Raw genomic sequence first — 3087 nt, forward strand, 5'->3', positions numbered from 1 at the left:
GAGGACATCGACACGGCCAAGGTGATCCTGCTGATCGGGACCAACCCGCGCGTCGAGGCCCCGGTCCTGAACGCCCGCATCCGCAAGGCATGGACCAATGGCGCGATGGTGGGGCTGTTCGGGGACCAGGTCGATCTGACCTATGACTACAAGCACATGGGCTCGGACCGGGCGGCTCTGGTCGATCTGGTCGGCCGGGTGACCCAGAAGGACAACACGCTGGTCATCATCGGCCAGGGCGCGATCAACGAGGCGGACGGCGAGGCGGTCCTGTCGCAGGCGATGGCCTATGCGCAAGGTGCGGGGGCGAAGTTCATGGTCCTGCACACGGCGGCGGGGCGCGTCGGCGCGATGGATGTGGGCGCAGTCACCGAGGGCGGACTTGCGGCTGCGACCGAGGGGGCCGAGGTGATCTACAACCTCGGCGCCGATGAGGTCGAAATCGCAGCGGGGCCGTTCGTGATCTACCAGGGCAGCCACGGCGACCGGGGGGCCAACCGGGCGGACATCATTTTGCCGGGCGCGGCCTATACCGAAGAGAACGGGTTGTTCGTCAACACCGAGGGCCGCCCGCAGCTTGCCTTCCGCGCCGGGTTCGCGCCGGGCGAGTCCAAGGAACACTGGGCGATCCTGCGGGCGCTGTCGGCGGAAGTGGGCCAGCAACTGCCATGGGATTCGCTGGCGGGTCTGCGGGCGGCGCTGGTCAAGGCGCATCCGCATCTGGGCCGGATCGACGAGGTGCCGCAGAACGACTGGCAGCCGCTGCCGGTCAAGGCTCCGGCCAAGGCCACGTTCCGCAATGCGATCCGGGATTTCTACCTGACCAACCCGATTGCGCGTGCCTCGGCGGTGATGGCCGAACTGTCGGCGATGTCCAAGGCCCGCGCGGCAGCCCCGATTGCGGCGGAGTAACCGGATGGCGCAGCGCCTCTCGCTTCTGGCCAGCCTTGGCACCGCGACAGCGGCACTGGGGGCTTGCGCGCCCGGCGGAGAGGTGCCAGAGGAACGCGGGCAAGCGCCGGTCTATCAGGGGGTCTCGACGATCCTTCTCGACAAGGACCTGGTCAGTCTCACGGTCGCGCTGACCGGGACGAAGGACGGGTCGGACGTCGAGGCCTATGGCCGCTGTGCTGCCGCGCAATATGCGCTGGATCAAGGCTTTGGCTTCGCACGCCAGGTGCGGACCATCGTGAAGAAGGACGGGAAGACTTGGGTCGGGGATGCGGTCTATCTGCTCTCGCCCGAGCTGCCCGAGGGCCTTCGCACCATCGACACCGCCAAGGCGGTGGCAGAGTGCGAAGCGCTTGGAATACCGAGCCGGTAAGACTGGCGGATTGAGGATGAGGGACTGACATGGACGGGTTTCTTGCCACGGGGTTCGGAACGGCGGTCTGATCGCGGCGCAGTCGCTGCTGATCGTGGCCTTCGTGATGATCAGCCTTCTGTTCCTCGTCTACGGCGACCGGAAGATCTGGGCGGCGGTGCAGATGCGGCGCGGCCCGAACGTGGTGGGACCGTTCGGCCTGCTGCAATCGGTGGCCGACGCGCTGAAATATGTCGTCAAGGAGATCGTGATCCCGGCGGGTGTGGACCGCCCGGTGTTCTTCCTGGCACCGATGCTGTCCTTCGTCCTTGCCATCCTCGCCTGGGCGGTGATCCCCTTTGATGACGGCTGGGTCCTGGCCAACATCAACGTGGCGATCCTGTTCGTCTTCGCCGTCTCCTCCTTGGAGGTCTACGGCGTGATCATGGGCGGCTGGGCGTCGAACTCGAAATATGCCTTCCTCGGAAGCTTGCGATCGGCCGCGCAGATGATCTCTTACGAGGTCTCCTTGGGCCTCATCATCATCGGCGTGATCATCTCGACCGGGGCGATGAACTTCGGCGCCATCGTGGCTGCGCAGGACGGCGACTACGGGTTGTTCAACTGGTACTGGCTGCCGCACTTCCCGATGGTCTTCCTGTTCTTCATCAGCGCCCTTGCCGAGACCAACCGCCCGCCCTTCGACCTGCCCGAAGCGGAATCCGAACTCGTCGCCGGGTTCATGGTGGAGTATTCCTCGACCCCCTACCTCCTCTTCATGGCCGGCGAATATATCGCGATCTTTCTGATGTGCGCGCTGATCAGCCTGCTGTTCTTCGGCGGCTGGCTGTCGCCGATCCCCGGCCTCGCGGACGGCTGGTGGTGGATGGTCGCCAAGATGTGGCTCTTCTTCTTCATGTTCGCCATGGTGAAGGCCATCGTCCCCCGCTACCGCTATGACCAGCTGATGCGGATCGGCTGGAAGGTCTTCCTGCCCATGTCCCTCGGCTGGGTCGTCCTGGTGGCATTCCTCGCGAAATTCGAAGTTTTCGGCGGCTTCTGGGCCCGCTGGGCTGTGGGGGGTTGAGGTATGGCGCGAGAAACAATCGTCTATGCTTATCACCACACTACCCATCTGGGGACGATTTCCCTGATCCCTGAAAGTCAGGGACGCTACAAGGTGATGATCTCCGACGAAAACATGGGCTCGTATCATTCGCCGCAAGCTGCCGCTGACGATGTTGCGAATGACCATCTTGGCACGACGCCTTGGAATGTCGACTTGTCCACGCTTGGGATTCCAGAAGATCTAGGCGAATGGAATCGCAAGGTGTTTGCCGTCGTAAAGGGACTTAGACCAGCATGAGCAACATCGACTGGACCCGCGCCACGAAGTATTTCCTGCTGATGGACTTCATCAAGGGCTTCGGCTTGGGGATGAAGTACTTCTTCGCGCCGAAATCGACGGTGAACTACCCGCATGAAAAGGGGCCGCTGTCGCCCCGCTTCCGCGGCGAACATGCGCTCCGCCGCTATCCGAACGGCGAGGAACGCTGCATCGCCTGCAAGCTGTGCGAGGCGGTCTGCCCTGCGCAGGCGATCACCATCGACGCCGAACCGCGTGAGGACGGCTCGCGCCGGACCACGCGCTACGACATCGACATGACCAAGTGCATCTACTGCGGCTTCTGCCAGGAGGCTTGCCCCGTGGACGCCATCGTCGAAGGCCCGAACTTCGAATTCTCGACCGAGACGCGGGAAGAGCTGTTCTACAACAAGGACCG

Annotated in this window: 5 protein-coding genes; all 5 read left to right on the forward strand. The window is 63.8% G+C overall.

All coding sequences use genetic code 11. The features are described 5' to 3' along the window. Positions 1-912 (forward strand): molybdopterin-dependent oxidoreductase (locus U1E69_RS18360; protein ID WP_322245871.1); only part of this gene is annotated, 912 nt, incomplete at its 5' end. Between the two features lie 4 nt (positions 913-916). Continuing rightward, positions 917-1324: a hypothetical protein gene (locus tag U1E69_RS18365; RefSeq protein WP_322245872.1), complete on the forward strand. Its 408-nt coding sequence runs from the start codon at positions 917-919 to the stop codon at positions 1322-1324. Between the two features lie 106 nt (positions 1325-1430). Next, positions 1431-2390: an NADH-quinone oxidoreductase subunit NuoH gene (gene nuoH / locus U1E69_RS18370; protein WP_322245873.1), complete on the forward strand. Its 960-nt coding sequence runs from the start codon at positions 1431-1433 to the stop codon at positions 2388-2390. Between the two features lie 3 nt (positions 2391-2393). Beyond that, a complete protein-coding gene (locus U1E69_RS18375; protein ID WP_322245874.1) occupies positions 2394-2669 on the forward strand; it encodes a hypothetical protein in 276 nt (91 codons plus the stop codon). Then, a partial coding sequence (gene nuoI / locus U1E69_RS18380) for an NADH-quinone oxidoreductase subunit NuoI (protein WP_322245875.1) occupies positions 2666-3087 on the forward strand: 422 nt, incomplete at its 3' end. The genes U1E69_RS18375 and nuoI, both read left to right, overlap by 4 nt.

It is taken from the genome of Tabrizicola sp., assembly GCF_034366665.1.
In the GTDB taxonomy this organism is placed as follows: Bacteria; Pseudomonadota; Alphaproteobacteria; order Rhodobacterales; family Rhodobacteraceae; genus Tabrizicola.

What these genes read in the sequence shown, in the direction of transcription:
- U1E69_RS18365 (WP_322245872.1), top strand. Translation starts at nt 917, where the DNA reads ATGGCGCAGCGCCTCTCGCTTCTGGCCAGCCTTGGCACCGCGACAGCG.
- nuoH (WP_322245873.1), top strand. Translation starts at nt 1,431, where the DNA reads ATGATCAGCCTTCTGTTCCTCGTCTACGGCGACCGGAAGATCTGGGCG.
- U1E69_RS18375 (WP_322245874.1), top strand. Translation starts at nt 2,394, where the DNA reads ATGGCGCGAGAAACAATCGTCTATGCTTATCACCACACTACCCATCTG.